The organism is Rhizobacter sp. P5_C2 (assembly GCF_054049715.1).
This window is the reverse complement of sequence record NZ_JBFULV010000090.1, coordinates 1-24,172: the sequence shown is the minus strand read 5'-3', so window position 1 is coordinate 24,172 and position 24,172 is coordinate 1. Positions and strand designations below refer to the sequence as shown.

The 24,172-nt window shown below is 65.9% G+C and carries 18 protein-coding genes and 1 other RNA gene; 7 read left to right on the top strand and 12 right to left on the bottom strand.

Annotated features, from left to right (window positions below; genetic code table 11):
- Positions 1-1,203 (bottom strand): DNA polymerase III subunit gamma/tau (gene dnaX, locus ACXJLU_RS25790; protein ID WP_457335930.1); only part of this gene is annotated, 1,203 nt, incomplete at its 3' end.
- A 96-nt stretch (positions 1,204-1,299) separates the two neighbouring features.
- On the opposite strand from dnaX, the gene ACXJLU_RS25785 reads away from it, so the two are divergent.
- The 4 genes from ACXJLU_RS25785 (at position 1,300) to ACXJLU_RS25770 (ending at position 4,173) form a co-directional block, all read left to right on the top strand.
- Positions 1,300-2,421 (top strand): AIR synthase-related protein, encoded by a 1,122-nt coding sequence (locus tag ACXJLU_RS25785; protein ID WP_457335928.1) that lies wholly within the window; start codon positions 1,300-1,302, stop codon positions 2,419-2,421.
- A 33-nt stretch (positions 2,422-2,454) separates the two neighbouring features.
- Positions 2,455-2,552: signal recognition particle sRNA small type (ffs, locus tag ACXJLU_RS25780), an RNA gene on the top strand.
- 136 nt (positions 2,553-2,688) lie between these two features.
- Positions 2,689-3,567: a hypothetical protein gene (locus ACXJLU_RS25775; RefSeq protein ID WP_457335926.1), complete on the top strand. Its 879-nt coding sequence runs from the start codon at positions 2,689-2,691 to the stop codon at positions 3,565-3,567.
- 129 nt (positions 3,568-3,696) lie between these two features.
- Entirely contained in the window at positions 3,697-4,173 is a 477-nt protein-coding gene (locus ACXJLU_RS25770) for a MarR family winged helix-turn-helix transcriptional regulator (RefSeq protein WP_457335924.1), read from the top strand.
- On the opposite strand, the gene ACXJLU_RS25765 is transcribed toward ACXJLU_RS25770, so the two are convergent.
- Positions 4,133-5,668, bottom strand: coding sequence for an FAD-dependent oxidoreductase (locus tag ACXJLU_RS25765; protein WP_457335922.1), 1,536 nt, complete (start codon positions 5,666-5,668; stop codon positions 4,133-4,135). The genes ACXJLU_RS25770 and ACXJLU_RS25765 overlap by 41 nt on opposite strands.
- 128 nt (positions 5,669-5,796) lie before the next feature.
- Positions 5,797-6,771: a LysR family transcriptional regulator gene (locus ACXJLU_RS25760; protein ID WP_457335920.1), complete on the bottom strand. Its 975-nt coding sequence runs from the start codon at positions 6,769-6,771 to the stop codon at positions 5,797-5,799.
- A gap of 127 nt (positions 6,772-6,898) precedes the next feature.
- Between ACXJLU_RS25760 and ACXJLU_RS25755 the strand changes: the two genes are divergently transcribed.
- Both ACXJLU_RS25755 and ACXJLU_RS25750 read left to right on the top strand, forming a co-directional pair.
- Complete coding sequence (locus ACXJLU_RS25755; RefSeq protein WP_457335918.1) at positions 6,899-7,645, top strand: SDR family oxidoreductase; 747 nt, start codon at positions 6,899-6,901, stop codon at positions 7,643-7,645.
- 130 nt (positions 7,646-7,775) lie between these two features.
- On the top strand, positions 7,776-9,206 hold the full coding sequence (locus tag ACXJLU_RS25750; RefSeq protein ID WP_457335916.1) for a hypothetical protein: 1,431 nt from the start codon (positions 7,776-7,778) through the stop codon (positions 9,204-9,206).
- Positions 9,207-9,221: 15 nt separating this feature from the next.
- Here ACXJLU_RS25750 and ACXJLU_RS25745 read toward each other — a convergent pair whose 3' ends face one another.
- From ACXJLU_RS25745 to ACXJLU_RS25735, 3 genes are all read right to left on the bottom strand, one after another.
- A complete protein-coding gene (locus ACXJLU_RS25745) occupies positions 9,222-10,994 on the bottom strand; it encodes a phosphodiester glycosidase family protein (protein WP_457335914.1) in 1,773 nt (590 codons plus the stop codon).
- 194 nt (positions 10,995-11,188) lie between these two features.
- Positions 11,189-14,419, bottom strand: coding sequence for a glycoside hydrolase family 3 N-terminal domain-containing protein (locus ACXJLU_RS25740; protein ID WP_457335912.1), 3,231 nt, complete (start codon positions 14,417-14,419; stop codon positions 11,189-11,191).
- A 145-nt stretch (positions 14,420-14,564) separates the two neighbouring features.
- Positions 14,565-15,491: an alpha/beta fold hydrolase gene (locus ACXJLU_RS25735; protein WP_457335910.1), complete on the bottom strand. Its 927-nt coding sequence runs from the start codon at positions 15,489-15,491 to the stop codon at positions 14,565-14,567.
- 115 nt (positions 15,492-15,606) lie between these two features.
- Between ACXJLU_RS25735 and ACXJLU_RS25730 the strand changes: the two genes are divergently transcribed.
- On the top strand, positions 15,607-16,530 hold the full coding sequence (locus ACXJLU_RS25730) for a LysR family transcriptional regulator (protein ID WP_457335908.1): 924 nt from the start codon (positions 15,607-15,609) through the stop codon (positions 16,528-16,530).
- Between the two features lie 22 nt (positions 16,531-16,552).
- Here ACXJLU_RS25730 and ACXJLU_RS25725 read toward each other — a convergent pair whose 3' ends face one another.
- The 6 genes from ACXJLU_RS25725 to ACXJLU_RS25700 form a co-directional block, all read right to left on the bottom strand.
- Positions 16,553-16,804, bottom strand: coding sequence for a hypothetical protein (locus tag ACXJLU_RS25725; protein WP_457335906.1), 252 nt, complete (start codon positions 16,802-16,804; stop codon positions 16,553-16,555).
- A gap of 154 nt (positions 16,805-16,958) precedes the next feature.
- Positions 16,959-18,545, bottom strand: coding sequence for a protein kinase domain-containing protein (locus tag ACXJLU_RS25720; RefSeq protein WP_457335904.1), 1,587 nt, complete (start codon positions 18,543-18,545; stop codon positions 16,959-16,961).
- 258 nt (positions 18,546-18,803) lie between these two features.
- Positions 18,804-19,196, bottom strand: coding sequence for a DUF2177 family protein (locus tag ACXJLU_RS25715; RefSeq protein WP_457335902.1), 393 nt, complete (start codon positions 19,194-19,196; stop codon positions 18,804-18,806).
- A gap of 44 nt (positions 19,197-19,240) precedes the next feature.
- On the bottom strand, positions 19,241-21,664 hold the full coding sequence (locus tag ACXJLU_RS25710; protein WP_457335900.1) for a protein kinase domain-containing protein: 2,424 nt from the start codon (positions 21,662-21,664) through the stop codon (positions 19,241-19,243).
- A gap of 22 nt (positions 21,665-21,686) precedes the next feature.
- On the bottom strand, positions 21,687-23,558 hold the full coding sequence (locus ACXJLU_RS25705; RefSeq protein WP_457335898.1) for a serine/threonine protein kinase: 1,872 nt from the start codon (positions 23,556-23,558) through the stop codon (positions 21,687-21,689).
- 119 nt (positions 23,559-23,677) lie between these two features.
- The coding region (locus tag ACXJLU_RS25700) for a PD-(D/E)XK nuclease family protein (RefSeq protein WP_457335896.1) at positions 23,678-24,172 on the bottom strand (495 nt) is incomplete at its 5' end.

Genomic DNA, 24,172 nt, shown 5'->3' with positions numbered 1-24,172 from the left:
ACGCCGCACAGGCGCCGCGGACGCAGCCACTGCCGCCGGCACCACGGCCACGCTGCTGCGGCCGCTGACCATCGCCGGCGCCTCGCGGCGCGGGGCCGGCGTGCCGCCCGGCTTGAAGGCCAGCAGGCGCAGCAGCACCATCACGAGGCCGCTGTATTCGTCGGGCGCGAGGCCCAATTCGGCGCGGCCGTGCAGCACGATGCTGTAGAGCAGCTGCGTCTCGTCGGGCGCCAGCAGCGCTGCCAGGCGCTGCACGGCCGGGGTGTCGGGATCGCTCTCGTCGGCCGCGGACGGCACCGCCTGCAGCACGGCCATCTGCTGCAACAGCGTGGCGATCTCCTCGAGCGTGCCGCTGCACGACAGGCCGAGCGAGCGCAGCCCGTCGACGGTGGCGACCACGTCGGCACCGTCGCCCGCGGCCAGCGCTTCGACCAGCCGCACCGCGTGGCTGCGGTCGACCGCGCCGAGCATCTGGCGCACGCCCGCTTCGAGCAAGGCGCCGGCGCCGAACGCGATGGCCTGGTCGGTGAGCGACAGCGCGTCGCGCATCGAACCGCGGGCGGCACGCGCCAGCAGCCGCAGCGCGCCGGGTTCGGCCTCGATCTGCTCGGCGTTCAGCACCGTGGCAAGGTGCTCCTGCACCGTCTGCGGCGCCATCGGCCGCAGGTTGAACTGCAGGCAGCGCGACAGCACGGTGGGCGGCACCTTCTGTGGGTCGGTCGTCGCGAGGACGAACTTCAGGTAGTCGGGCGGCTCCTCGAGCGTCTTCAGCATCGCGTTGAACGCGGTGTTCGACAGCATGTGCACTTCGTCGATCATGTAGACCTTGAAGCGGCCGACCACCGGCTTGTAGACGGCCTGGTCGAGCAGCTGCGAGATCTCTTCGACGCCGCGGTTCGAGGCCGCATCGAGCTCGACGTAGTCGACGAAGCGGCCGCTGTCGATGTCGCGGCAGGCATCGCAGACGCCGCAGGGCCGGGCGGTGATGGTGCCCTGCCCGTCGGCGCCGGTGCAGTTGAGCGATTTCGCGAGGATGCGCGAGACGGTGGTCTTGCCGACGCCGCGCGTGCCGGTGAACAGGTAGGCGTGGTGCAGGCGTTGCTGCGTCAGCGCGTTGGCCAGCGCCTGCACGACGTGCTCCTGGCCGACGAGGCCTTCGAAGTCACGCGGGCGGTATTTGCGGGCCAGGACGAGATAGGACATCGGGGCATTCTACGGGGGCCTGACACCCTCGGCCGGGGGTCGGACGAGCGCGGGCCGGTGGTATCCGATAATCGCGGTTTCGACCTTGCTGCTCCGATGAAATCCACCCCTGCTTCCCCCGACACGCTCAGCTACGAACAGGCCGGCGTCAACTACGACCTGATCGACCCGCTGAAGGTGGCCGCGCAGCGCGCCGCGAAGGCGACCGGCGCCCACCTGGCGGTGCACGGGTTCACCGAGGTCGAGGCTTCGCGCGGCGAATCGGCCTACGTGGTGGACGTGGGGCCGTTCTATCTGGCGTCGATCGTCGAATGCCTGGGCTCGAAGGCGCTGGTGGCCGACGAGATGAAGGCGCTGACCGGCAAGAGCTATTACGCCGGCATTGCGCAGGACACGATCGCGATGGCGATCAACGACCTGATCACCGTCGGCGCGACGCCGTTGGTGGTGCAGGCCTACTGGGCCGCCGGTGGCTCCGACTGGTTCTCCGATGCGCAGCGCGCGCAGGCGCTGGTGGAAGGCTGGAAGGCCGCGTGCGACACCTGCCAGGTGGCCTGGGGCGGCGGCGAGACACCGGCGCTGGCGGGCATCGTGGCCGAGGGGCGCATCGACCTGGCGGCGAGCTGCACCGGGCTGATCAACCCGAAGGAGCGGCTGTCGGTCGGCGACAAGCTGGCGCCGGGCGATGCGATCGTGCTGCTGGCATCGAGCGGCATCCATGCGAACGGGCTGAGCCTGGCGCGCAAGCTGGTGGAGCGGCTGCCGAAGGGGTATCTGACCGAGGTGTCGCCGGGGCTGAGCTACGGCGAAGCGCTGCTGGCACCGACGGTGCTGTACTCGCCGGTGACCGAGGCGCTGTACAAGGCCGGCATCCAGCCGCACTACTGCGCCAACATCACCGGCCACGGCTGGCGCAAGCTGCTGCGGCACCCGGCGACGCACACGTACCGCATCCACAGCGTGCCCGAGGTGACGCCGGTGCTGAAGTTCATCCAGCAGCATGCGAAGCAGGATGATCAGGAGGCGTACAGCACGCTGAACATGGGCGCGGGGTTTGCGATCTTCGTGAAGGCTGAAGACGCGCAGCGCACGGTGGAGGTGGCGCAGGCCGCGGGCGTGAAGGCGATGGTGGCGGGCGCGGTCGAGGCCGGGCCGAAGCGGCTGCTGATCGAGCCGCTGAACATCGAGTTCGGCGACGATTCTTTGCAGCTGCGCTGAGAAGGGCTCTGCCCGTCGCCTACAATCCGCGGCGACGGGCCTCCCCGCATGGAAGCACGGCCAAACGGGTCAGGTCGGGAACGAAGCAGCCCTAACTGTTGCGACCAGTGCCGGGGGTAAGGCTCGTCACCTATCCCACCCTCCTCCCTCCTCCCTCCTCCCCAATGTTCATGCGGGTTCCCGCAGTGACCGGCCTTTTCCCGGCGCCGGCTGGGCCCACAATCCAGGCTTTTGCCCTACTGCCTGGCCCGAGGGAGCCGCAACTGCATGTTCGACAAACTGTTCCGTAAAAAATCCAAGGTCGTCAGCCCGCGTGCCTGGCTGGGTCGTGTGGCCAGCAACACCTGGGTCGGCAAGGAGGCGGCATTGGCCAGCCTCACACAAGGAATCATGGGTGCCGATGGCCGCTATGCAGACCCTCTCGGGCTGGCGCGCCATCAAGCCCAGGTGTACAGCCAGAACGGGGAAGACGGCATCATTGCCGAAACCTTCAGGCGCATCGGCACCCGAGACCGCTTCTTTGTCGAGATCGGCATCGGCGACGGCCAAGAGAACAACACCCGCTTTCTGCTGGAGCAGGGTTGGCGCGGCGTGTGGGTCGAAGGCAGCGCCGAGTTCGCACAACGCGCCCGCGACACCTTCGCCCAGTTCATTGCTTCGGGGCATTTGCGCCTGGTCGAGTCGCTCGTCACCGCAGAAACAATCTCAGCGCTCCTGCAAGACGCCGGCGTGCCGCAGGAGTTTGATTTCCTGTCGCTGGACATCGATCAGAACACCTCACATGTCTGGCGCGCCTTGACGCAACGCGCGCGCGTGGTGTGCATCGAATACAACGCCTCGCTCCCGGCCGCCGTGCCGCTGGAAGTGCCCTACGCCCCCAGCGGCGTGTGGGATGGCAGCAATTGGTTCGGTGCCAGCCTGAAGGCGCTGGAGCATATTGGTACCTCCAAGCAAATGAACCTGGTGGGCTGCGATGCCTTGGGGATCAACGCTTTCTTCGTGGCCTCGCCAGAAGCCGATGCCAGCCGCTTCCGCGCTCCGTTCACCGCCGAGCACCACTTCGAGCCGCCCCGCTACAACGTGGTCGGGCACGCCGGGCACCCGGCTTCTCGCGTGGCGCGGCGCTGGCTGAGCGGCACCCCTTAGCAGGCTGATTCGAACCGGGCTCGACACGTGGCCCGAGGTGGGCAGCTTCAGCTTGGCGCCGCGGACAGTCCGTCCGACGCGTGACATTGCATGTAAGCTTCACGCATTCCCCTCCACCGCCCCCGCAGCATGGCGCAGAAGAAGCCCCCCCGGAAATCCATCGACCGCGAGATCCGGATGCTGCACGGTGCACTCGTCGACCTCGTCGGGATCATCAACCAGCCGCAGCGCGACGCCGAGATGGTGAAGGAGGCCGGCATCGAGCTCGACAGCACCTTGTTCTCGCTGCTGGTCGGGATCGACCGGCTGGGACCGGTCGGCGTCATGGAGCTGGCCGACCGCACCGGGCGCGACTACACCACCGTCAGCCGCCAGGTGAGCAAGCTGCAGGCACAGGAGCTGATCGTGCGCCGCCCCTCGCAGGCCGATGCGCGCGTCAACGAGGCCCTGATCACCGACAAGGGTCGCGAGATGKTGAGTGCGATCGACACGGCTCGCAACCGCGTCGTGACGGCCATGCTCACCGACTGGTCCGACGAGGACGTGCAGCGCCTGGCACTGCTGCTCAGGCGCCTGGCCGACAGCGCGCTGGTGTGGGCGCGCTGACGACCGGGCCCACGGCGCCCAGGAACGTTTCAAGCGCGTCTGCATCGCCCGAGGTGAGCATCGCGCCGATGTAGCCGTCGGGACGCACCAGCACCCAATCGCCGGGCTCGACGCCATAGTGGGCACGGAACTCACCGTGCACGTCCAGGATGTCGCCGGTCTCGCCGACGACGTGCATGTGCAGGCCGGCACGCGCCGGCGGGGCAGATGCCGCATCGAGCGGCCCGTGGCACAACAGGGTCCAATGCGTGCCCCGGAACAGCTCGAACAGGCGGCGCGGCAACCCGCCCGCGCCACGGCACAGGGCGTCGGGCGCGCGGTCACCGGCGGCAACCGCCCGGCCTCCCGCGCACCTGTCGAGCGCGAGCGACGAGCCGGCATGGCCGATGTCGAGCTGCTTGACCTCGCGGCCGCGCCGCATCGGTCCTTGCGACGCTTCACGCAGCAGACGCGTGGCCATGCCGAGCATCTCGGCCGCGATCGGACGCCGCTCCTCCTCATAGGTGTCCAGCAGCGACGCGGGCGCGCCGCGCAACACCGCGGCGAGTTTCCATGCCAGATTGCACGCATCCTGGATGCTGGTGTTCAGGCCCTGGCCGCCAGTCGGCGGATGCGTGTGCGCGGCATCCCCGATCAGCAGCGCCCGGCCAACGCGGTAGCGGTCCGCCAGCCGCGCGTTCATCTCGTAGACGGAAGCCCAGCGCACCTCGTCGATGACGATGTCGGCGCGGCCGGTGCGGCTGGCGATCATGTCGTTCAGCGCCGCGGCGGTCACGGCCATCTCGCCCTGCATCGGCACCGGCGCCTGCAGCTGGAAGAGCTCGGTGCCGGCCAGCGGGCAGAGCGACATCTGTCGCTCCATCGAGCCGTCATTGAATCGATGCCAGGCGTCGCGGCCCAGCCCGTGCAGCAGGAGGTCGGCCACCACCGCGCGGACCCCGAGCGTCTTGCCTTCGAAGCCGATGCCCAACGCGCGCCGCACGAAGCTGCGGCCGCCGTCTGCGCCGACGAGGTAGCGCACGCGCAGCACCTCGTCGCCGCGCGGGCCGGCCAGGCGGGCAGTCAYGCCGTCGTCGTCCTGCTCGAATGCGGTCAATTCGCACGCAAATTCAGGCGCATGCCCGAGTTCGCGCAGCCGCTCCCGGAGCACGCGTTCCGTCACGAACTGCGGCACCATCAGCGGGAGGTTGTACGGCTCGCCGGGCCGGACGTCAGTGGCAACGACCGAAGGCGATTCTTCGAACGTGCCGTCCTCGCGGTACGCCCGCTGCGGTGGGTAGAAGCCCCCCGCTGCCACCAGGCGGTCGATGACGCCGAGATCCTCGAAGATCTCCTGCGTTCGAGGCTGGATGCCCTTGCCGCGCGAGCCGGCAAACGGGTGTTCGAGCTTCTCGATCAGGCGGAACGGCAGCTTGCGGCGCGCCAGCTCGAGGGCCAGGGTCAGGCCGGCAGCGCCGGCTCCGACGATCAGGACGTCGTGGGTGATGGAGGTCATCGGGAATCCTTTGATGTGAAGCGTGTCCGGCCGGGACGCCATGAAATGCATGCACTTTGCACATATTAGGATTTTTCAGACTTGAGTGCAATATGCACTCTATTCAATCTCCGTTCGCCCATCACCGCTCACGATCGCCGCTTCGCCTTCCCCCGCCCTTTCAATGCCGCCGCCGCGAACTCCCGCGCGTCCAGCACGTAATCCGAGGACCCAGCCAACCGCTCCACGGCCAGATCGATGAAGGCCCGCACCCGCGACGGCTGTGATGTGCGGCTCCCGTAGTAGACGTGGACGCCCATGTGGTCGGTGATGTGCTCCACGAGCAGCGGCACGAGCCTCCCCGCACGAATCAGGGCCGCCGCTGACAAGCCCGACAACATGCCGATCACCTGACCCGACAGCACCGCCTCGGTCTCGAGCTGCGCGTCGTTCGTCGACAAGGTCGGAAAGATGTCTCGGGCAACCACCTCGCCATCGACCTTGAAGAGCCAGGGCACCACGCGGCCGCTGCCGGGGTGCCGGAACGCGCTGCATCGATGCGAGGCCAGCGCCTCGATCGAGGTCGGCGCACCGTGTGCCGCGATGTAGGCTGGCGCCGCGCAGACGATCAGCTGCATCGCGAAGAGCCGGCGCACCGAAAGACCATCTTCCGGCGGCGAGCCGATGCGAAAGCCGACGTCGGTGCGGTCTTGCACCCAGTTGCCGATCCGGTCGTCGAGCTTCACGTCCGGCTGGACCTCGGTATGGCGCCGGCAGAACTCGTCGACCAGCGGCCACAGCACCGGCAGGAACGAATACTTCGGCGCGACGATGCGCAACGGGCCGGCGATCTCGTCCTTCGCGCTGCGAATGCGATCGGCGGCGCGCTCCAGTGCCGCGAGCGCGGGCTGCGCGGCCTCGAGGAACTGATGCCCTTCGGACGTGAGCGCGATGCTGCGTGTCGTGCGATGCAGCAGGCGCACGCCCAGCCGTTCCTCGAGCGCGGCGAGCGCCTGGCTCGCGGCCTGCGGGCTGACGCCCTGGGCCGCGGCTGCACGCCGGATGCTGCCGAGTTCGATGGCTTTCGTGAAGGTCTCGATGGCGCGAAGGTCGCTGATGGGCACGTGAACTCCTGAAGGGTCGAGCCGACAGTATCAACCTGTGCTTGCCACTGGATCAAGCCGCAGCCCACTAGTGGCTTGACAGTCCGCTGCCTACAGTCAAGTCCCGCATCACCACCAGCAGGCACCCATGAGCGACAGAATCAAAGGCAAGGTCATCGTCATCACCGGCGCCAGCAGCGGCCTGGGTCAGGCGGCCGCGCGCCTCCTGAGCGCGCAGGGCGCGTGCGTCGTGCTCGGTGCGCGGCGCATCGATCGCCTGCAGCAATTGGCCGAGGAGTTGAATCGCCCGGAGCAACGGGCGATCGCCGTCGCCACCGACGTCGCGATGCTCGACCAGGTGAAGCACCTCGTCGACACGGCCGTGCAGACCTTCGGGCGCATCGACGTGATGATCAACAACGCGGGGCTGATGCCGATTTCGGCGCTCGATCGATTGAAGGTCGACGACTGGAGCCGCATGATCGACGTGAACCTGAAGGGCGTGCTGCACGGCATCGCGGCGGCCCTGCCCTACATGCAGCGCCAGATGTCCGGGCAGTTCGTCAACGTGTCGTCGGTGGCCGGCCACAAGGTCATGCTCAACGGCGCCGTCTACTCCGCCACCAAGCATGCGGTGCGAGCGCTGTCCGAAGGCCTGCGGCAAGAGGTCAAGCCGTGGAACATCCGCACCACCATCGTGTCGCCTGGCGCCGTGGACACCGAGCTGCCGGGCAGCATCACCGAGCCGGACATGGCGCAAGGCATGCGCGGCTTCTACCAGGCCACGGCCATCCCGGCCGAGTCCTTCGCGCGGGCCGTCGCTTTCGCCATCGAACAACCCGACGACGTTGACGTGAACGAGATCGTCTTCCGGCCGACCCGTCAGCTGCCCTAGGCATTTCACCTGCCCCGAATCAGCCAGGAGCTGATTCCCCCTCCCCCGCCTCGCTGGTCTGATCCGCCTCACGCCAGCCCGACCGCCAGCAGTACCGCCCAGGGCGGCACCCACCACAGGGAGCCTCCCCATGCGCATCACCCGCCGACTGCTCGCAGCCACCGCGCTCGCAGCCTCCACCGTCAGCCCGGCCAACGCCCAGGTGCAGACCCCAGTGCAGGCCTTCCCCGCCAACCTGCAATACACCAACGCCGCCTGCTCGGTGTCGCCCAAGGAGCTGAGCAACTGGTTCGTCTCCGGCCGCGTCAGCAAGGGCGGGTTCGTCACCTTCGCCAACAGCATCGCCTTCCCGGCACAGAACACCAGCTGCGACTTCTACAAGTGGGCGCACCAGATGTTCCTGTGGATCTCGTCGCCGGCGGCCGGGGGCATCGTGCTCGAGTCGCCGGTCTTCTTCGACATCAACTTCGACGCCCAGGGCGGCCACTACATCCCCAACACCGCCGGCGTCGCGCGCCACAGCTTCGCGGTGCGCGGCACCAAGACGCAAAGCATCCAGCCCGGCGGCCAGGCCGGCGGCGGCGACACCGTGCTGTCGATGAACGGCTCGCTGGTGTATTTCGGCGTGCACGCGAATGACGTCTACGCGTGGTTCAACACCGCGGTGTCGAACAAGGTGATCCCGACCACCGCGCCCTTTCCCAACACGCCGGCGGGGCTCGCCTCGGTGGTGACCTACGCCGCGGGCCAGGGCGCCTCGCTGCCCGATGCCAACGCCCTCGGGCTGGAGCTGAAGACGGCCTGGGTCGATGCCGCCACCGTCCCCAACGTGGCCGACTACGTGACCATCGACGCGACGGTGCCCAACTACGTGAAGACCAGCACCGCGCTGTGGACCATCAACAAGCAGTCGCCGACGGTCGCGAAGACGCTGGCCCTGGTGGGCATCCACATCGTCGGTGCGGTGCAAGGCCACCCCGAGATGGTGTGGGCCACCTTCGAGCACCGCAACAACGCGCCCAACAACTCGTTCTACTTCAACACCCTGTTCGGCAGCACCGTGCAGGTGCCCTACAACTCGACCGGCACCTGGTCCTTCATGGCCAGCGGCGGCACGCAGAGCGGCGCACTCGTGCCGCAAATGACGATCGACCCGAACACGGGCAACGTCGTCGCCACCAACGGCAACACGATCCGGCAGAACAACGTCTACCGCGTCAACCCGTGGGGCAATGCACCCACCGCCGCCTCGGCCGCCAACAACAGCCAGCTGATCTCGCTGAACCTCGACATCCTCGCGATGCTCGGGCTGGTGGGCGATGTGCGAGCCAACTACATGCAGGTGGGCGCCGTGTGGACGAGCGACGGCTCCATTCCCTCAGGCCCCACGGCACCCGCGCTGCGCGGCTCGCTGCTGCTGGCCAACACCACGATGGAGACCTACCACCAGGTGGTGACCCCGGGCACCTCGGCGTCGATGGGCTGCTTCGGCTGCCACTTCTCGACCACCAGCACCGGCACCAGCCACTTGTTTCCGATCAACCCGCTGCCGACGAAGTGAGCAGGGAGAACTCATTCATTGACATCTTGTCGGATCCACTTTGCAAGGATCCTTGGGAGTGGCGACTCTTCCACCGACTACTGGAGTCGCGGGAGCCGTTCCAACAACGAATGACATCCCCACTCCGTAGGCTACATACCTGGATGTCTGATACAAAATAGTATCTTTCCCAACCAATGGGTTGACTCTTTTACCATCAATCGTCATGCCCGCAGCAGAATTCCCGTCAAGCCTGATTGCATGATTCGCACCCAAGGCTCGAAACACCTCACACAGCTCAGGAGCAGATGTGACTCCGCTCGACGTTGAAGACATAAAAATAACCTTGTTGTCCGGCGTTGTCCCAAACGCCGACCATCTTGCTATTTCTGATTCTGAGTCGTTGGGGCAAACGCCGTTCTTGATCACCGAGGTCGATGAACTGACAACGCTGTATGGGGGCTGAACGCCGTCTACGCCAGTATTCCACAAAGGGCCATTGACACTCTCCTTCCACTTTGGCAAAGACCTGGGTTGAACCAGAACCGCCAACTGATTCAAGCCTGGGCCTCCAGATAAGCCCCCGTTTTCCCTGTTGCTTCCCAGCACTCGGGAATCTCTTTGAACAAATCCTTTGGCGAGACCGGTTCCGGGTGAAGTACCTCGATCCCCCACCCACGCAAACCCGTTGATCGCAATTTGAGAACTGGTAGCCAACGTTTCAATCTGCTGCAGAGAAAGCAAACCACTCGAGTTCAGCACGTCGTATGCTATTCCGGTCATGACACGGCCATCAGAATTATTGCCGATCGCTATATGCACATACGGAGGAACTGTCTCGCACTTCTTGAAGTACACGGCGCCGGTTGTCGCCATTGAGGCAGCTATTGTTGAAAGGTATTGATTGATGAATGCAACACAATCGGCGGCCCCGGCAGACGCTGAAGTCGTCGCACTGCCTTCCTGAGAAGTTTTCTCGTCCTCACCTTCGTCAAAGCGGATCACACCCGTTTTCCTCACACTCTGCCTGGCGGGCTCGGCAGCTGAGTTCTGGCCATTCGGCGCGGAGAGATCTGAAGCGTTTCTCAGCGGATTTGCGCGAATCGAACTCTTGCCCGTGAACCTGATCTCTGGATATATATCAACCATCGGATAAATATCACCGACATCATGGACACTGACAAGGAATACTTGCGGCATCGCAAGCGCTCGCCCCACGATACTCCATTCGACGTCCATTTTCAATTTCACCGTCGCCGCGAATGCCGGATTGTAGTAAACCGATGTTGCCGCCGGATGATAAAAACCGATGGCAGAAGATTCAGGATAATAAATCGTCCTGCTCCCGCCCTGTTTCTTCTTGAGCAACACAAGAATCTCTCCACCTTGCGCCGTACTTGAGTCCAGCTTCAGTGCCGAACTAAAATTCATATCGCCAACAACAACCTTTGCTCCTGTCACTTCATCAAAATGAATGCTCTTTATTTCATCGACAGGCACAAGAACCTCGTAGATCAACTCGGCTTTGCCGTTGCTTGTGTTGTACAGCCCGATTCTCTTGTTTTGCATATCAGGCCGGTAGCATGCCGTATCAGAGCAGACGCTCACGTTCCCCACGTTCACATCGGCATCCGCCTTGGAATCATTCAGTGAAACACTGATCTTCAACCTCGAATATCCATCGGTGTGCATCTGCTTCGCATCAACCTGAGGCACAGTCTGAGGATAGTATTTAGGTGCCGCCTGAGAGGCCCCATTCGCAAGAAAACAAACAACGGCCCACGAGAATATCGCCGCGATCTTCATCATCGTCACTTTCGCCTTGCGCCCTGCACCCGCGGGCACGACCGGCCTCTCTCGACTCGCCGTATCGTCAATCTCTGAGGACTGCTGGGGACGGATCGCGCGGCGGGTGGGATTAGAGGCGAAGCGATGTAACGCGGCAAGCCCCCTCGAGAGGGGGCGAGCGCTAGAAAACTATTGTTGACAAATGGGAGTCCGAATCACTGCACCAGCCGCACATTCCTCACCTTGAAGTTCACCCCCTGCTGGTCGTCCCACACCGGGAAGATCCCGAACGGCACGGTGATGTTGTCGAGCGTGAGGCACGGCGCGTTCTTCACCGCGATCACGTCCGCCACATTCAATGTGACGGCGTGGAAGGCGCCATCGGCCGGCGGCTTCACCGCATCGGGGAGCACGTAGTCGACGTTGCGGCAGCCATCGCCCGGGCTCTCCATCTTGATCGCGAGGCCCTTGGTGTTGCTGCCATAGCTGCTCACCGCCAGCTCGAACTGCAGCGTGCCGCCGGCATAGCCGCTCAGGTTCAGCCCGCTGCCGGTGAAGTAGAACGTGCCGTTGCCGCCATCGGCCGCGAATTGCAGGTCGGCCTCGCCGTTCGCGATGCTTGCCACCACGTGCGTCGGTGTCGAGGTGTACATCCCCGTCGTCAGGCCCGTGAGCAAGCCATCCACACCCAGTAGCGTCGCGCTCGGCCCCGGCAGTGGTTCGATCGCGGGCGGCAGCGGCGGTGCCAGCTCGGCGCAGGCGTGCGTGTCCGCATCGGCGCTCGCGCCCACCAGCCAGCGGATGTTCGCGAAGCTCGCGCTGAACGGCTTGTCGGTCTGCACCAGGAACGCAGTGTCGATCGCCGAGAAATCCGCGCCCGCATCCGCAAAGCACGACAGCGGGATCTTCACCGTGGCCTTCGTGCCCAGCGGCAGCGCCGAGAGCACCGCGGTGCCGTCGAGCTCGCCACGGCACGGGTAGCCGCAATCGATGCGGATCTTCACGCTGCCCTGCGGCGCCTGGTCGACCACGATGTCGAACGCCAGCACCGCCTTCGCGTCCGGGTGCACGTAGCTCTCCAGGTTCTGCGGGTTGCGCACGCTGGTGCTGGCCGGATCCGACGCGATCGCCTTGAACTCGCCCAAGCCGGTCCACGTCAGCTTCTTGCCGTCCTGCTGCACGTTGACCTGCGCGGTCTGCAGCGTCAGCGTGCCGTCCTGCGTCACCACGGTCGCGTTCAGGTCGGCGCCGATCGGGATCATCCAGTTCGGCGACGAGCCGATGAACAGCGGGAAGCTCGGGTTCTCGACCAGGTTGAACACGTCCAGCGGCTCGGTCGCCGCCGGGCCGGTGTTGGCGCCCTGCCCGCAGCCGAGCGTCGGCGTGGTCTCGTCGAGCGTGTTGCCGATCGGCGTGCCGGCGGCTGCATAGCCCAGGCCGTAGCCGTAGGCGAACAGCGGCGCATAGGTCGCGTCGCCGCGGTTCAGCACCGTCTGGCACGCCTCCTTCGGCCACGAGTACGAGAGCCGGCCCTGAAAGTCGAAGTTCACCGCGCCATCGGCCTTGCGGAACAGCACGTCGGCCACGCCCTTGCCTTCGGTGCCCGGCAGGAAGGCGGCGACGAACGCATCGCTGCGGTTCAGCTCCTTGTTCACCCACACCGGCCGGCCGCTCAGCAGCACCGTCACCACCGGCACGCCCTTGCCCTTCACCGCCTCCAGCACCGCGAGGTCGGCCGGGTAGCGCTTGGCATGCTCCAGCGTGCCGGTCTTGCCGATGTCGCCGGCGCCTTCGGCATACGGCGTCTCGCCGAGGACCGCGATCACCGCCTTGTAGTCGGCCACGTTCACGTTGGCCGCGTCGACCGAGAAGGTGACGTTGCCATCGCCCGCCGCCTCGCGGATGCCGGCCAGCACGGTGTCGCCGTTCGGAAAGTCGGCGTTCGTGTTCGACGTGCCCTGCCAGGTGAGCGACCAGCCGCCCGTCTGGTTCGACATGCTGTCGGCGCTGCGACCCACCACCAGCAGCTTCTCGCCGCGCTTCAGCGGCAGCACGCCGCCGTCGTTCTTCAGCAGCACCAGCGATTTGCGGGCCGCCTCGCGCGCCAGCTCGCGGTGCTGCAGCGCGGCCGGGTCGCCGGCACCGGGGCGCAGCGAGGGCTTGGTCGAGACCGTCGCACCACCCTCCAGCTTCATCAACCCGGAGCGCAGCTTCACGCGCAGGATGCGCGTCACCGCGTCATCGATGCGCGCCATCGGGATCTCACCGGCGTTCACCGATGCGATGGTGTTGTCGATGAAGGCCTTCCAGTCGTCCGGCACCATGATCAGGTCCATGCCGGCGTTGATCGACGGCGGGCACGACGCGTTGGTGCAGGTCTTCACCACGCCGTTGGCGTCGGTGTACTTCACCTGGCCGATGCCGTTCCAGTCGGAGACGATCAGGCCGTCGAAGCCCATCTTCGTCTTCAGCACGTCGGTCAGCAGGTACTTGTTGCCGTGCATCTTGGCGTTGGCGAAGTCCAGCGCGAGGCCGTCTTTCGTCGTGCCCTGGAAGGTCCAGCTGTTGAACGAGGCCATCACGGTCTGCGCACCCGCGGCCAGCGCGGTGTAGTACCCCGCGCCGTGGATGTTGATCATCTCGGCGAGCGTCGCCTTGTTCTCGCCCTGGTCCTTGCCCAGGTCGGTGCCGCCGTCGCCCATGAAGTGCTTGGCGGTGGCCACCACGGTCGGCCGGCCCGATGCGGCAAAGCTGCCCTGCAGCCCGGTGGTGTAGCGCCCGCCGTAGCTGGCGACGATCGCAGGGTCTTCGGAGAAGCCTTCGTAGGTGCGGCCCCAGCGGTCGTCGCGCACCACCGCGAGCGTCGGCGCGAAGGTCCAGTCGATGCCGGTCGAATGCACCTGCATCGCGACGGCCGCACCGATGCGCTCGATCAGCTCGGGGTCGTTCGCGGCACCCAGGCCGATGTTCTGCGGGAACAGCGTGGCGCCGTAGACGTTGCCGTGGCCGTGCACCGCATCGGTCCCCCAGATCACCGGGATCTTGACGGCCAGGTCGGTGTCCATCGACGCCTGCCAGTAGGCATCGGCCAGCGCGAGCCAGTCGGCGACGGCCGCATTCTTCTTGTTGCCGGGCCAGGCGCCGCCGCCGTTCAGCACCGAGCCGATGTAGTACTGCCGCACCTGGTCGGGCGTGATGCTGCGGATGTCGGGCTGCGTCATCTGGCCGACCTTCTGCGCCAGCGTCATGCTGGCGACGAGGCCCTTGATCTGCGCCTCTTGCGAGGCGTCCTGCGGAATCGCGCTCTTGATCGCGGGCCAGTCGTCCATGGGTTTGTTCTCGGGAGGAGACGGCGGCGGTGCTGCAGGATCGTCGTCATCGCCACCACCGCATCCGCCCAGGCCGAGCGCAAGCGCGGCCAGCCCCAGTGTGAGCCACCGTTTCATCCTGTCGTCTCCTTGATCGTCTTTTATGTGTACCGGATGGAACCGTTTCCACTCCGGTGCAGCGGCGACTCTAGGAGATCTTGTCGAAATATTTCACTAGGTTAACTACTCATTACCACGGGCATGCCCGTTGCCCGTGGGTGACTCACTTGGCGAGGAAGCCCTTCACCAGTTCGCCGGTGGCCGCCGGGTTCTCTTCCATGATCCAGTGGCCCGAGCCGGGGACGATGCCCTCGGTCACGTCGTCGGCACCGGCGCGCATCACGGTGGCCATCATCGGCCCGAACGACTTCTCACCGCCGACAGCCAGCACGGGCATCTTCAACCGGTTGTTGGCGAGGTAGGCACGGTTGTCGACCGCGTCCTGGTCGAACGCCGCGAACTGCGCAAAGCCGGAGTGCATCGCACCCGGGCGCGCATAGAGCTTCGCGTAGTGCTCGCGGGCGGCTTCGCTGAAGCGCGCGGGCGTGGCCGAGAACTCGTTCCAGAAGCGATCGAGGTAGATGCGCTCGCGGCCGGCGACGAGGCGCTCCATGTCCGGCCCGCCGAAGCGGAAGTGCCACAGCAGCGGGTTCTTCAGGATCTCTTCCCACGGGCCGACGCCGGGCACCGGTGCATCGATCAGCACCAGGCGGCGCACCTGCTCGGGGTGCTGCGCGGCGAACTGGAAGGCCACCATGTTGCCGATGTCGTGCGCGACGACGTCGGCTTGCTGCACGCCGTAGGCCGCGAGCACGCCGCTGACGTCACCTGCCTGGGTCTTCTTGTCGAAGCCGCCCGCCGGCTTGGACGACAGCCCGAGCCCGCGCAGGTCCGGCACGATCACCGTGTGGTCGCGCGCCAGGTCTGCCGCGAGCGGCACCCACATGTCGCCGGTTTCGCCATAGCCGTGCAGCAGCACGACCGCGGGGCCCTTGCCGCCGGAACGGACGTGGATGGTCGCGCCGTTCGTCGTGACCTCGCGGGTCGAGAAGGTCGCCGGGTACTTGAGGGCGGGTGCCTGGGCCGAGGCCGAGACGGGAACGGCCAGCAGCGTCAGCGATGCCAGGGCCAGGGAAATGAGGGGTCGCATGAGGATCTCCGTTGGGGTGAATCGGGAACAACTGCCGCCAGTGTCTTGAAATCGGCTTGAACCGACTAGCCGGAAACGGACGCAATCAGCTTCAACCATCGGTTTAAGATCCTGCATGACCTACCTGCAGCACCTGGTGTCGTTCGTCCACACGGCGGAGCACGGCATTTTCTCGGCGGCGGCACGGGTGCTGGGGCTGACGCCGGCGGGCGTCAGCAAGAACGTGGCGAAGCTCGAGGCCGATCTCGGCGTGCGGCTCTTTCATCGCAGCACGCGCCGGCTCGCACTCACCGAAAGCGGCGAGCGCTTCCTGCAGCAGATGAACGGGCCGCTCGGTTCGCTGCAGGCGGCCATTGCCAGCGTGCAGCGGGGCGATGAAGAGCCGGCCGGCACGCTGAAGGTCAGCATGGGGCTGGCGTTCGGGCGGCACTTCCTGGTGCCGCTGCTGGAGGATTTCCTCGGGCGTTACCCGGCCGTGCTGCCGGACTGGCATTTCGACAACCGCCAGGTCGACCTCGTCGGCGAAGGCTTCGATGTGGCGATCGGCGGCGGTTTCGAGCTGACCCCGGGTGTCGTCGCGCGCGAGCTGGCGCCGGTGCACATCGTGGCGGTGGCGTCGCCGGCTTACATGAACGGGCGGCAGGCGCCGCGCACGCCTGAAGACCTCGCGTCGTTCGACGGCATCATGCGGCGCTCGTCACCGACCGGGCGGGTGCGGCCGTGGACGTTGCGGACGAAGCGCAATGCTGAGCAGGCCGTGCCGTGCAAGCCGCGGCTGATCTTCAGCGACCCCGAGGCGATTGCGGAGGCAGCGAAGCTGGGGCTCGGCGTCGCGCTGCTGCCGATGCCGTTCGCCTTCGCGCCCATCGCGAGCGGTGAACTCGTGCGGCTGCTGCCGGGCTGGTACAGCGATGCGGGGCCGCTCTCGCTGTACTACCCGAGCCGCAGCCTGCTGCCCGCGAAGACGCGGGTGTTCGTCGACTTCGTGATGGAGCGGTTTCGGGCCGCGGATTTCGCGAAGCTGGTCGACGGGCGCTGAAGCGCCGGCCTTCGTCAACCCGTCAACCGTGCGGGTCTTCGCCCTTCGAGCGCGACTTGCCGATCTCTTCCGCCTTCTGCATCTCCTGCTGCTCACGCGGTGACTTCGGATGCGCGTTGCGCGCCGCCTCGTCGACCTTGCCCGATTTGACGAACTCACGCGTCTTCTCGTCGTAGTGGCGGCCGGCCTCGTAGTCGCCTTCGCCTTGGACTTGGCTCAGGTCGGCTTGGGGTTGCGGCGTATCGGACTGTGGTTGCTTCGGTCGCTTGTTCATCGCGGTCTCCTTGCATGGAATGCCACAAACATAGGAAGCACCATCACTGGTCGACGCAAGACCTTCACTCGATGCAGCGTCGGCAGGGTTCAATTCGCACCGTAGGAAGGCGCTGACGCCCCTCGCACCCACCTCCTTCAAGGGACAACAAGTCCTACGTCTTGTCGAAGCCCTCAATCAGCTTTGCAAATCTCTCTGCAAGCATTTGGGCCGTAGGACGGTTTTTCCAATCATCATTGAATCCATCGCGAATCGCATCGGCCACCAACTTCTTCTCGCGCTTTGCCAGCCATGATTTTTGATCATTAAACTTCATCGGCTCCAAAACACTGCTCTCTACTTCGTCCTGACGGCAAATATCCCAGAGCGACGCAACCAGACCATAAACGTCGCTTTCCACCCCAACGGGCGTGAGATCTTTTTCGAGTGATCGAAGAGTGATTCGCTCATTTTGCCGGACTTCTGCCTGTTGGATTTTTCCTCGCCTCGTCAACTCCTTCTCAAGCTCCTTTAGTCTGGGAACGTCATCGATCTTGCTTCTGTTTTCTCTATGACCAAAGACTTTCCACATCTCTGGAGACATATACTTAATACAATCAGTTCTTGCACTATTGATAAGGACATCCTTCTTGGCAGACGCCCCGAAATCTGCCAGCTTCACAATGAAATCTCCGCTCCGATCCTCTTCGACATAGAAATTATCCGGCTTTACGTCTAGATGCTTGTATCCAAGCTCATGAAGCTGCTGGATACCAAGGCACATCTGACGCGCAATATCAAGGAATTTCCTAGTCAGATCCTTTCGCGATATTTGCCCGCCGTCAAAATCCGCCTGAAGCTTATCCATGTACTTCGATACCGTCCCATCCTTTGCGTAGTCGGAAACCAGAAAGAATCCACCCTCCACATCAGGATTTTCTATTGATCCACGGCAACCGAGTATGTTGATCGCACCACTGCTTCCAACTTTTTCGCTGATTGCCATTTCGGGCGCATCCAGACGAGAAACAGGCTTCAAGACGATCGAATCGCCACGCTGCGAGACAGCTTTTCTGATCAATCTCTGATCACTTCCACCCACTTTTCCAATCGCTTCCTCTTCGAAATCGAATCGCTCCCCTTTGAATTTGATGTGCGACTCCCTTACATCGCAGACATAGCTAGGGAAATCGATAACCTTCGATTTCCGGAGAGGAACCAGGATCTTCGCAACCCCGCCGCTCCTGAACTTTTCCATTCCCCTCCAAGAAGCCTTGCGATTGGTAAGATTTCGCAACGTACGCCGCATTTTCCCTGATACTTTTCCATCAGGCGCATCAAGCATGACAAAGAGGCCGGCGTCTTGCCCAGCCTTCTGCATCACCTTCCATTCCGGCTTTCCAGCGACGAATCCACATGGAATAAATACTTCCTCCCTAGACTTCCAGAAAAGTCCGTCTTGCTCTTTTTCCGTTGCCTCCTTGACATTTTCGTCAAGAATTTCCAACGACCTCGCATGGTCTATAGGCTCCTCTTTTTTCTCGGCGTAAAGATCCAAGGCGTGCAGAAATTTCTTGGCTTCCAAGGTCACTCCGCCTTTTCCAAAAAAAACAGACCGCCGAGATACCTTGTATCCCTTCGCCGTTCGAACAAGATCGATTCGTTCATTGGCCCGGATACCATCCTTCAGCTTTCGCATGGCCTCAGATCGAGCAAGCCTGGGATCTGAAACCTTGGAGCTTTTGAAGCGAACATCGAACATTAMTGCACCTCGAAAAGAAGGAACCTCAGTGACACGCTGTGTGACACCAACATCCAATCAGTTCCATTTAAGTCCATTTATCAAGGGGTGCCGCTCGATCTCGGCGAGACCGTGAAAGGCTTTTGAGTTCCGTGAACCCACGTCCATCCGGCATCAAATCCAGCCTCGGGGCCGCGCCCTGTCGGCGCATATCACAGCGAAAGGCGCGCCTTTCGCGCGCACCGCTGAACAGGTCGGCCACGGTGCACGGCGCCGGCTTCAGCGCCATCTAGAGCCGCTTGCATGGGCCRCACTCGCCGACAGCGCACCCACGACCGTCCCCCACGCGATATCTGCCACCGTGATCCCGATCGGCCACCCCTTCAGCGTCGCCAGATTCGTCAGGTCATACGTCGCGTAGCAGAGGAATCCCAGCAACCCGCCCAGCCTCGTCGCATGCCACGCATCCCGCGCCGGCACCACCGCGAACACCACCACGCCGATCGGGAACAGCAGGTAGAACACGCCCGCCGCGATGACGTTGACCTGCTCCGCCATCAGGTGCCCGATGCCCGCGMGGTACCAATCGATCGCGATGATCCCCAGCCACAAGCCGTCGAGCGCCAGCAGCACGACCAGTGCCGCCGCATAGGAAACGAGGTGTGCACGCATGCGGCCGATGCTACGCCGCACCCGCAACGCCCTCAGCGTGATGCTCAGCGCGACTGCTTGAACGCCATCACCGCCTGGTTCCGCAGCGTGCGCAGCAGCGAGAGCTCCCGCTCCCCCAGTTGGATGCCGCCAGGCTGCGCCTTGTCGGCATAGATCAGCGCAAACGGCGCGCCCTTCATCAGCAGCGGCAGCAGCAGGAAGGCCGGCGCATTCACCTGCTGCCGGTACCACGCCGGCAGCCTGGCAGCGATGTTCGGCACGGTCGCGTCCGAGATCAGCGTGTCGGCGCCCTTCAGGCACACCGCGCTGAACAGGTCGGGCGCGGCGCCCGGCGCCGGCTTCAGCGCCACCTTGAACTGCTTGCACGCGCTGTCGACGTCATCACCCATGCCGAAGCGCCCGGTCAGCATCTCGGTCTTCGGGTCGCGCAGGCAGAACACGATGCGCCGGAAACCCAGCGCTCGCAGCATCGTCTCCAGGATCATCCGCAGCACGTCGTTGAGCTTGAAATCCTCGACCATCGTGTTCGTGATGTCCTGGATGCCCGCGCCCAGCATCGCGGCGGCCGCGTCCTGGTCGAACGGCTTCTCGGCCGGCTGCGTCACGTCGATCGCGATCGTCGCCTGCAGTTCATGCCCCGACAGGCTGTCGGCCGCATCGACGATCGTCTTCGCGGTGCCGTTGCCGCCCGGCTGCTCCAGTAATCGCCGCACCGGCGAGCCCGGCTGCACGCTCAGGCTCATCGCCTGGGCCAGGCCTGCTAGCCGCTGCTGCGCGAGCAGCGCCGCAGCCTGCATGTCGCGCGGGCTGATCTCGAGCACGCGCGCATAGCGCTGCGCCACCGCCGCGATCGCGCTGCTCGCGCGGCCCGGCTCGGCCTGCATCATCGCGTCGGTCACGTCGTTGGCCGCCAGCGCGATCCAGCGCATGCGGTCGGCCTTGTCGCACGGCCGCGTCGGGAAATCGCCCACCGGCCGGCGCATGCAGCGCTGCAGGCTCTCGGGGAAGCCCCAGGCCTTCGCGATGCCCAGCCCCAGCTCCTCGAAGCTCAAGCCCAGCACGCTGATCGACGCCGCATGCTCGCCCATCGTCGAGCCGCCGACGCCCTTGCTGCCGGTCAGCTTGCGCACCTGCCGCGCCTCGTCCGGAAAGTAGAACTCGGTCAGCAGCCGCCCCAGGTTCTGGAACATCGCGCCGATGAAGGCCTCCTCGCCCTCCTTCGACCCCGGCAGCAACTCATTGGCCAGCGAGCCAGCCATCAGCGAGCGCAGGAATTCTTCCTTCAGCTGGTTCGCATGCTTCTTGTCGTGCATGTGCTCCAGCAGCACCAGGCTGAGCGCGATGTTGCGGATGCCGGCAAAGCCGATCAACGCCACCGCGCGCGACACCGTGCTGATGCTGCCGCCCGACTGCGTGTAGTGCGCGGTGTTCACCAGCCGCAGCAGCTTGTTGGTCAGCGCGACATCCTTCAGGATCTCGCTCGACAGGCTGGACAGGCTCTCGGTCTCCGAATTGGCGACGCGCTGGATGCGCACCACCGAATCCGACATCGCCGGGAAGTCGCTCTTGTGCCGCATGCGGCGCAGCAGGAAGTCCAGCGTGCCACTGCCCGATTGAGCGGCTTGCGAGCCGGGCGCATCGGCCGCGGCCGGCACCAGCCACTCCTGCAAGGCCTTGCGGAACGCGGCCACGTCGGCATGCCGCTGGCCCGGGTCTCTGGCCAGGCTGCGCATCACGATCGCGCGCAGCGCATCGTCGGCATCGCCGGCGGCATCCTTCGGCCACACCATGTCTTCATTCGCCACGCGGTACATCGCGCGGAACGGGTCTTTCTCGATCAGCAGTTGCCGCCCGCACAGCATCTCGGCCAGCACCAGCGCGGCCGAGAACAGATCCATCGCCGGCGCCGGCTTCAGCCCGTGCGTCGCCTCGGGCGACATGTAGCCCGGCGTGCCGACCACCTGCTGCACGTGCTGTGCATTCACGCTCGCGGCGATGCCGAAGTCCATCACGCGCGCCCGGCCCTCGCCGTCCACCAGGATGTTCGATGGCTTCAGGTCGCGGTGGATCACGCCCGCGGCATGCGCGGCGGTCAGCGCGTCCAGCACGCCGAGCATCATCTCCACCGCCTCGCGCGCCGGCATCGCGCCTTTCGCGCGCAAGCTCTCGGCCAGCGTCGGGCCGGCCACGTACTCGAAGACGAGGTAGGGCTGCTGCTCGTGAACATCGGCCTCGAAGACCGGCACGATGTGCGGATGGGTCAGCCGGCTGACGCTGCGCGCCTCCTGCAGAAAATGGCCGACCGCTTCGGTGTCGGCACCGGGGCGCATCAGCTTGACGGCCACCTCGCGCTCCAGGCGCGGGTCGTGGGCCAGCCAGACGGTCGCCTGCGCGCCCTTGCCGAGCATTCGCCGCAGTTCGAAGCGGCCCAGGGTGGCAGGGCGCGAGGCCATGGCGGCAGCGGGCATCGGTGGTGGGGTCGGCAGCTGCTTACTGCGGTCGCGAGCGCGACGCGGCCAGCCCGCGCAGCCCGCCTGCCGGTGGCGCCGCATCGTCGGCCGGCGRATGGCGCGGCGACACGGCCACGCCTCCGGTCGTCATCGCCTGACGGGCGCTCTGCAGCGCCTCGCCGATGTCGCGCGCGGTCACCTCGAGCGGCCGCGCATAGCGCTGCGCCACCGCGGCCAGGCCGGCACCGATGCGTGCTGCAGGCATCTGGCTCACCACGTCGACCGCCTCGTTGGCGGCGCTCGCGGCAATGCGCAGCACGTCGCCATCGCTGTCGGCGGTGCGCACCGGGCGCGTGGCCGGCAGGCGGCGCACCATGTGCAGCACCTCGTCGTTCAAGCCCCAATGGCGCGCCACCGCGGCGCCGAGCAATTCGCTGTCGACACCGAGCACCGCGAACGACGCGCCCTCTTCGGTCATGCCCGGCTGCTCGGCCTCGCCCGGCTCGGTAGGCGGGATCGGCTGCATCAGCTGGCGGATCTGTTCGGCTTCGTCCGGAAAGTGGTACTGCACCATCAGCCGGCCCAGGTTCTGCAGCGTCGCGATCAGGTAGATCACCTCGGGGTCGTAGCCCGCCGGGCGCAGCACCTGCGCGGTGTGGCCGGCCAGGCGCACGCGGTCCATCAGCTTCTGCAAGGCATCGGCATGCACGGGCGACAACGGCCCGGGCCACGGCCGCAGCACCGCGGCCGCACTGCGCACGCCCTTCAGCCCCATCAGCGCGACCGCGCGGCGGATGGTGAGCACCGGCCCGTTGCCGGAAATCTGCGTGCCCTGCACCTGCGCCGAGTTGACGGTGCGCAGCAGCTCGAAGCTGAGCGCCATGTCCTGCAGGATCTGCTGGGCGATCTCGTCGGTGCGCTGGCCCTCGGCCATCGCGAGCCGGCCGACGCGCTGCGCGACGCCGGGCGCCGCCGGCAGGTGGCCGATGCTGCGCATGCGGTCGATCAGCAGCGCGATGGCGCCGCCGCTGTCCTGCGCATCGGTCTCGCGCCAGCCCGACATCGCGCGCAGCATCGTGCGGGCGCTGTGGTAGCGCTGGCGCTCCTGGCGGTCGGTCGCGCGGTTGGCGATGGCGCGCAGCGCATCGGGAATCGGCTTGGGCGTGCCCCACGGCAGCCGGATGATCTCGCGGCCGGTCGGCGGCAGGCGGTCGATCGTGCGGCCGGTGTCGGGTTCGTCGAGCGCCGGCTGGCCGGACAGCAGATGGTGCAGCACCAGGCCGGCACACAGCACGTCGCGCTCCGCGGCGACACGGGCGGCGCGCAGCTGATTCGGGTCCATCGGCATCGCGCGGTCGTGCGCCCGGTCGTGGGCGCGATCGATGGCGGCCGGCTCGCCGGCGGCGGCGGGCGCGGACGAGGCGACGGCCAGCGCCATCACGCGCACCGTGCCCTGCTCGCTGAGCAGCACGTGGTGCAATTGCAGGTCGCGGTGCGCCACGCCGGCGTCGTGCGCGAAGGCCAGTCCTTCGAGCGCCTGGATCATCCAGCCCACCGCTTCGTTGGCGGTCAGCCCGGGCGTGGCCGCGAGCCGTTCGGCCAGCGTGCTGCCGAGCGCGCGGTCGACCGCGACATACGGCCAGTGGTCCTGCACGCCCACTTCGATGACGTGGGCGAGGTTCGGGTGGTCGAGCCGGGCGGCGAGCTTGGCGTCGCGCGTCCAGGCTTCGAGGCCGGCCGCATCGGCGGGCTGCACGCGCGGCAGCGTCAGCATCACCTCCTGCGAGGCGCGCGGATCGAAGGCCAGCCAGACCATGCTGCGGTCGCTCTTGCCCAGCAGCTGGCGCAGCTGATAGCGCCCGAACGCACGCGTCGGCGCGGTCTTGGCAGCAGGAGTCTCCGGAACGGACATGGGCGGGAGGCGCAATGGGACGAAGTTGGCTTATTGGACGACCGAATGCTGCATCGTGGTGCGCAGATGAACCCGGAAAAGCCCTGCCAATTTCAGCCAGGGTGGCAGCTTTTCGAGCGTCAGATGTCGAGCTCCACCACCTCGCCGGTGCCGGCGATCAGCGCGCAGCGCACGCGCTCGCCGGGTTGCAGCGCCTGCACCGCGTCGCGGTAGCGTTGCATCTGCTGCTGGTACTCCTGCTGCGCCTGCGGTTTGTGGGCCAGCTTGTAGTCGAGCACCCACCAGACGCGCTCGCCGCCTTCGTCCAGCGCGACCAGCCGGTCGATGCGCAGCGCCTGCGCGCCCTGCGCCACCGCCACCTCGTTGCCGGCCCACAGCAGCCCGGCGCGCTCGAAGAAGCGGCGGCCGCTGGCGTGCTTCAGCATCGTCGACGCGATGCGCAGCACCTCGCGCGGCGGGCTGTCGAAGGCGCTGGCAGCGGCGGCGGCGAGCGCCTCCAGCGCGGCGTCGTCGACGGCGCCGGTGGCGCGCTCCGCCGTCGCCCATTCGAGCGTGCGGTGCACCGCCTGGCCGAGGCGCGAGGCACGGTCGTCGCGCGCGGCGAAGGCCAGCGG